At 49.5% G+C, this 7,150-nt stretch carries 4 protein-coding genes, 1 tRNA gene and 1 pseudogene; 1 reads left to right on the top strand and 5 read right to left on the bottom strand.

Annotation, left to right across the window (positions count from 1 at the left end):
* Positions 1-84: 84 nt before the first annotated feature.
* The 5 genes from LDL35_RS13515 to LDL35_RS13495 form a co-directional block, all read right to left on the bottom strand.
* Positions 85-2,745 (bottom strand): DNA-directed RNA polymerase subunit A', encoded by a 2,661-nt coding sequence (locus LDL35_RS13515; protein WP_304023364.1) that lies wholly within the window; start codon positions 2,743-2,745, stop codon positions 85-87.
* Positions 2,746-2,759: 14 nt separating this feature from the next.
* Positions 2,760-4,580, bottom strand: coding sequence for a DNA-directed RNA polymerase subunit B (rpoB, locus tag LDL35_RS13510; protein ID WP_304023362.1), 1,821 nt, complete (start codon positions 4,578-4,580; stop codon positions 2,760-2,762).
* Positions 4,580-6,136: a DNA-directed RNA polymerase subunit B'' gene (locus LDL35_RS13505; protein WP_304023360.1), complete on the bottom strand. Its 1,557-nt coding sequence runs from the start codon at positions 6,134-6,136 to the stop codon at positions 4,580-4,582. Before LDL35_RS13505 ends, rpoB begins: the two co-directional genes overlap by 1 nt.
* A gap of 18 nt (positions 6,137-6,154) precedes the next feature.
* A complete protein-coding gene (locus LDL35_RS13500) occupies positions 6,155-6,406 on the bottom strand; it encodes a DNA-directed RNA polymerase subunit H (RefSeq protein WP_011447124.1) in 252 nt (83 codons plus the stop codon).
* A gap of 64 nt (positions 6,407-6,470) precedes the next feature.
* Positions 6,471-6,544, bottom strand: a tRNA-Lys gene (locus tag LDL35_RS13495).
* A 281-nt stretch (positions 6,545-6,825) separates the two neighbouring features.
* Between LDL35_RS13495 and LDL35_RS13490 the strand changes: the two are divergent.
* Positions 6,826-7,150, top strand: a pseudogene (locus tag LDL35_RS13490) (hypothetical protein); the annotation flags it as partial.

The following is a 7,150-nucleotide window of genomic DNA, read 5'->3' as shown; positions in this document are numbered from 1 at the left end:
CAGGGAATTTCTTCTTGACTTTATGCTCTTCAAAGTACCGGAGAACTGCTGCTGCGGCTTCTGAGGGGATCTTCAACTCTTCCATCAGATCTCCTCCTTAAGGACATTACTCACAATTCCTTCGACATCCACCGGTTCACCAAATGAACTCTTCATCGGATCGGTAGAATCCTCACCATATTCGAACTGGATAATTCTGCCTCCGGTTGTTCTGACGGTCATATCATAGGCTACTTTCAGGTCCTGCAGAGCGTTAATCATCCTCCGCTGAAGATAACCAGACTGGGATGTTCGGACCGCAGTATCCACCAGACCTTCACGACCTCCAATTGCATGGAAGAAGAATTCAGTCGGGTTCAGACCTGATTTGTAACTGTTCATGACAAACCCGTGAGCCATTGCTCCCCGGTCATGTTTCTTGAAATGGGGAAGAGTCCGGTCCTCGTATCCTCGCATGATACGCTCACCACGAACCGCCTGCTGACCGACACAACCGGCCATCTGGGTCAGGTTCAGCATGGAACCTCTGGCTCCGGAGACCGCCATTACCACGGCAGAATTTGACAGACCAAGGTGTCTGCCTGCAATCTCTCCCGTATTATCACGAGCTTTTCCAAGTACCTGCATGATCTGCATCTCAAGGGTCTCTTCCGGAGTTCTGCCAGGCATGGGTTCGAGCTGGCCATCCTCAAAGATCTGGATACGACGCTCCACATCCTGGGCGGCACGTTCAAGAACCTCACGGATCTGGCCATAATCGCTCTTGGAGAGGTCTTCGTCATCGATAGCAAAGGTAAACCCGTCATGCATAATTGCCCGAATCGAAAGACGGGTCATGTCATCGATGAAGCGTGCAGCCCGTTCATATCCATACTGTCTGATAATGCGGTGGAGAATTGCACCATCGAATGCACCAACCGCTTTTTTATCGATAACACCGGATATTAACTCACCATCGATGATCTGCACATATGCATCACGTTCACAATCAACCCGCTGGCATTCATCACAGCCCTTACAGGAGGATGCACGAAAGACCATGTTCAGATCTGCAGGGAGAATCTTTGAGAATATCTGCTTGTTGGACCAGTATTTCACGCCATCCTCTACTTTCCCTGGTTCACCGAGACGATCAATCCTGTTATTTTTGAGCAGATCAATGGTCTCTTCCTTGGTAAACCACCGGAGTGTATGAGTCAGAAGGAAGATACCGGAGATGTGGTCGTGGATACCTCCGATGATCGGTCCGCCAAAACGGGGTGAGAGAATATTCTCCTGCACAGCTGCGAGCATGGCTGCTTCAACCCGGGCCTCTTCGGTCTGCGGGATGTGCAGGTTCATCTCATCCCCATCAAAATCCGCGTTATAGGGAGGACAGACTGCCGGGTTCAGACGGAATGTCTTGCCATCCATAAGCCTTACCCAGTGGGCCATGATTGACATCCGGTGAAGGGACGGCTGTCGGTTAAAGAGCACAATATCACCATCACGGAGATGACGCTCGACAATCCATCCGACGTCTATCTGATCGGCAACAAAGTCAAGGTTCCCGTCATCTGCCCCGGTTCCTTTTACCAGACGGATACGACGCTTGTCTGGCCTGATGACATAGTTTGCACCGCAGGGGGATTTGAGGTTTGGCCGATCTGGTCCGACCCTGACAATCCGGCGGAGTTCATCAATATTAAAAGCCGTTACCTGAACAGGAATGGTCATCTCATTCGCAATCTTCTGGGGGATACCCACTTCATTGACCGAGAGGTTTGGATCCGGAGAGATAACGGTACGGGACGAGAAGTTCACACGCTTACCAGATAAACTTCCTCTGAAACGCCCGTCTTTTCCTTTCAGACGCTGGGAGAGAGTCTTGAGCGGACGACCTGACCGATGACGAGCAGGCGGACAACCAGCGACCTCGTTATCGATATAGGTTGTCACATGGTACTGGAGAAGTTCCCAGAGATCTTCAATGATCAGCTGCGGTGCTCCTGCATCCTGGTTTTCCTTAAACCGCTGATTAATCCTGATGATATCAACCAGTTTATGCGTCAGGTCATCCTCTGAACGCTGACCATTCTCAAGAATAATGGATGGCCGCATGGTGACCGGTGGGACAGGAAGCACGGTCATGATAGTCCATTCAGGACGTGCAACGCTGCCTATGATTCCCAGTTTCTGCAGGTCATCATCAGGTATCTTTTCAAGACGTGCTCTGATATCTGCCGGGGTAAGTTTATTCTCTACTTTTTTGCCCCGTTCATCGGTCGTGATCTCGGCAAATGTGGTTGGCTTTTCAAAGTTTATCTTCAGCTGCTGCTCACCACAGTGCGGACAGATACGCTCCTTCTTCACATCCTTCTCACTGACCGAGTCACTTCCCATCTCTTCTTCTGGTCCGATGATCTTCTCGATCTCTTCATCAGACAGAAGGAGACGGCCACACTCCCTGCAGGTGACACGAAGCAGTTTTCTGATTAGTCGTGTATACCCGACATGGATGACCGGCTTTGCCAGCTCGATGTGACCAAAGTGTCCGGGACATTCACCTGCTTTCTGACTGCAGGTCTTGCACCGGAGACCAGGATCAATCACACCCAGATGCAGATCCATCAGACCCTGGGGATAGGGGAACCCGTCATCGTCGTAGGTATCCGCCCAGATGATCTTTCTGACACTCATCTGTCGGATCTCTTTCGGGGAGAGGAGACCAAACTCGATCTTCCCGATCCGTTTAGGACTTGGCATTGCTTCTCTCCTCCTTATACAACATCCTCGAGGTTGAGACGGGGAGCAATGGTCATACTCTTCATCTCATCAAGGAGTAATTTGAATGCATACGACATCTCAACCGGGTAGATATCAGTCTCGCTGCCACAATTGAGACATCGGGTAATATTCTGTTTCCGGTCCAGCATGGCAACCATACCACACCGGGCACATACATACTCGGTGACCTTGTCAGACTCTTCAAGCAGACGCTCCTTCAGGGCCATGGCTGCTCCATGACCGATCATGACATCACGCTCCATCTCTCCGAAACGCAGACCTCCTTCACGGGCACGACCTTCAGTCGGCTGTCTGGTCAGAACCTGCACCGGACCCCTGGAACGGGCATGCATCTTGGATGAGACCATATGATAGAGTTTCTGGTAATAGATGACACCGACATAGATATCTGCAAGGAATCGTCTTCCGGTGATACCGTCCCACATGGCTTCACGACCGGTGTGTGAGAACCCGAACTTTTTCAGGGAGGCACGAAGATCCTCTTCACGTTCTCCGGAGAATGCCGTACTCGCAATACGACGTCCTTCAAGGGAGCCGACCTTCCCACCAAGCATCTCAAGCATGTGACCGATAGTCATTCGTGACGGAATTGCATGAGGATTAATGACCAGATCAGGAGTCAGACCGCCCGCGGTGAACGGCATGTCAACACTTGGAGTGATAAGCCCTACGACTCCTTTCTGCCCATGTCGTGATGCGAATTTGTCCCCGACTTCCGGAATACGGAGATCACGGGTTCTGACCTTGACCAGTTTGGAGTTGTTCTCTCCTTCGGTCAGAATAACGGTATCAACAATACCATGCTCGTTGGAACGCATGGTCACAGAGGTATCACGGCGCTTTTCTACGGTAATCAGCTCAGACGTTGGTTCTTCAAGGAAACGCGGTGGTGAGGTCTTACCGATGATGACATCCTTCTCTTTAACGATGGTTTCTGGATTGATGATTCCATCATCGTCAAGGTTGGCGTAGTAATCAGAGCCATGTGCCCCGGTCACGTCTTCGTCAGGGACCTCAATGCGGTCAATCTGACCACCAGGATACCGGCGTTCTTCTCCCTCATATGTTCTGAAAAAGTGTGAACGTCCGACACCACGATCGATTGATGCCTTGTTGAAGATCAGGGCATCTTCAATGTTATAACCTTCATAGGAGAGGATGGCAACAACAAAGTTCTGACCTGCAGCCCGGTCATCTGAACCGATAACATCAGAGGTCTGCGTATATACCAAGGGTTTTTGAACATAGTGGAGCAGGTGACCACGGGTATCAGGCCGGAGCTTCATATTTGCACAGCCAAATCCGAGTGCCTGCTTGACCATTCCTGCACCCATGGTAACACGGGGAGATGCATTGTGCTCAGGGAATGGTACATGTGCTGCCCCGATACCGAGTATGAGAGAGGGATCTACCTCAAGATGAGTGTGTTCAGGAGTAATATTCTCCGGCTTGATTGCAATATTCAGATCCTCTTCCTCTTCTGCATCAATCAGCTCAATATATCCCTTTTTAATCAGATCAACAAACTCTATCTCTTTGTTTTTCAGTTTTTGAATTTCCTCTTCAGGAATAGTCGGGACGCCATTTTCAAGGACAATAAGAGGTCGCCGTGCCCGCCCGCGATCGGTATGAATGATAATATCGCCGTTAAACTCCTTGTACGAGCAGTTTACCTCGGTAGATATGACACCCTGCCTCCTCAAGGCACGAATCTGAGTTACAAGAGCTTTCGGATCATCTACCAGACCGATAAGTGCCCCGTCAACGAACACTCTTGACTGTGTGGTAATCATCAGATCTCAACTCCTATCCTCTCTACACCCATACCATAGAGCATCCGAATAATCTCTTCATCTGAATGGACGCCTTTACTGATCTCCACCATCTGGGCAAAGTTTTTCACCAGACCACAATTTGGTCCTTCAGGAGTTTCACTTGGACAGATACGACCCCATTGGGTCGGGTGAAGATCACGGGCCTCGAAGTGCGGTTGGGAACGGGAGAGCGGAGAAATGACTCTGCGTAAGTGTGAAAGGACACTCATGTGATCAACACGGTCAAGCAGCTGTGACACACCAGTTCTTCCTCCGACCCAGTTACCGGTTGCAAGCGGATGGAGGAGACGCTCAGTCAGCACGTCTGCACGGACTGCGGTGGCGATCGAGAGGTCACGATGTCTCATGCTGGCACGTTCCAGCTGATATTTTACATCACGGGTCAGCCGGTTCAGAGAGATACGGAAGAGGTCTTCCATTAAGTCACCAGCCAGTTTGAGCCTCTTGTTTGCATAATGATCCTTATCATCGATACGCCGCCGGTCAAGAACCAGATCAAAACATGCCTCTGCCATCCGGCCAAGGAAATGGGCCTTTGCAAGCCGGACAGAATGCACAATCTTCATACACTCTTCATCCTCTTCGTTCACTGTCCGGGGCATCAGGTAATTGAGGTGAGGCAGAAGATAATTATCAAGAACAAACTCCGCACGTTTGCGCTGATAATCACGGGTCTGGTTTGGTGCCAGTTTCTTTCCGACATACATGACACCGCATTCAACCGTCTCACATTCACTCTCCTCAAGATTCTGCATCATGAACGTGAGGATCTCTTCATCGGTTGAGACCGCACGGACGACATCAGCATCACTGGTCATACCAAGAGCCCGCATCATATCAACAAACCTGAGATGACCGGCAACCGACGGGAAGGTTACTTCAAGCAGGTTTTTACGGTTCCGCTCTACTACGACCAGGGCACGGTATCCGCGGAACTGGGAGAACACCTTGGCAACGTAGATACGCTCATTATAACGCTCGGTATATTCGGTCATGATCTTATTTGAGGCAAGATCTTCAAGTGTCATGAGCACCCGCTCAGTACCGTTCACGATAAAATAGCCACCCGGATCAAGGGGATCCTCTCCATGAGAAGTCCGCTCCTCATCTGTCATGCCATACAGGTTGCAGGCAACTGAGCCCACCATGATCGGTAATTGTCCGATGGTTGCAGTCACCGGCTCATGTCTGACTCCTCCCTGAATAAGAGTCAGGTCAAGCTGAATCGGTGCTGCATAGGTGATGTTTCGCAGCCGTGCCTCACCAGGATAGAGTTCTGACTGGGAACCATCAGCTTCACGGACCAGTGGTTTTAAAATTTTCAGATCTCCAAGTTCAACAGAGACCGGTTCATTCCCTTTCCCCCGTGTTTCAATATCCGTCTCAATTACCCGCTGCTCATCAACGACCTTCTGGAGATTGTTGAGAAGAAAATGATTGTATGAGTCCAGCTGGTGACGGGCAACATGTTCACGGGAAAAGTAAGCCTGAGAAAGTATACTTAAATCAATCAACAGATCAGCCCCGGAAGGTTATTTTTTGGGTCGTCTTACTACCAGACGATACGATTCTGCACGGCCGGCAGTCATACTTTTTCGGACGATTTTAATTACGTCACTAATTCTGGCCCCTATTGACAATACTGCCGGATCATCATGATAAATCTTCGGCAATTGCTCGGGTCCGATCTGGTATCGAGCATAAAGATTTTTTACATCTTCCTCGCTCATGATACTGTGTTCTGGTACCATCTCATGTTTCAGTACGTTCAGCTCGGCGGACACGCCATACCCCCTGGAAACGCGTTTCGGTAAAAAGTCTGCACAAAAGACCACAACTGTCGTGGAGCGGGCTCGAGGGGATTTGAACCCCCGACCACCTGGTTAAAAGCCAGGCGCTCTGCCTAACTGAGCTACGAACCCCGTTAGTCACTGATCTGTAGCACTATTAGAAGGATGTTTTACCTTATAAATATTGCCCAGTTTTTTCATGATTACTCGTGCATAATACCGATGAGAAAGGGATATCCATGCTCATGATACCGGATCTTAAAAATCAGGTGCTGCGCGGGAATAACTTATATCTGTCATCATGGTGTAGTTTTAAAGGAATTGTCCGTCTCCCCTACCGGAGAAAAATAATCAGGATGATTTTTAGTACAATACCATATAAAACAGAATATGGAGGATAGTGTCAGGGAATAATGGATGATCTCGCACAATGGATAGAATCTCATTATAAATTATGTCAGCCGCGAAGAGAACATGCTCAACGGGCACTCCGGCATCTCTCGCGACTTGAGAAGAAAAATCTCTTTTCTGACGAGATATCCTATATGCGATCAGCTGAGGGGCGGTGGTTTGAGATGATCGCCTATGAGCTCTTTCTTGACATCGCAGACAAGACCGATGCCATCAAGACCGTCGTCCTCAAAGGAGCAGACGTGAAAGGAAGAAATCCCTTTCCTGCCCTTGGTCAGAATGGCTTTTTTTATTCACGGAATGGCGATATCACCATCAGGGGAAATG

This window comes from Methanospirillum hungatei, assembly GCF_020216685.1.
Classification (GTDB): Archaea; Halobacteriota; Methanomicrobia; order Methanomicrobiales; family Methanospirillaceae; genus Methanospirillum; species Methanospirillum hungatei_B.
The sequence above is the reverse complement of the archived record's forward strand: the minus strand, read 5'-3'. Positions and strand labels throughout refer to the sequence as shown.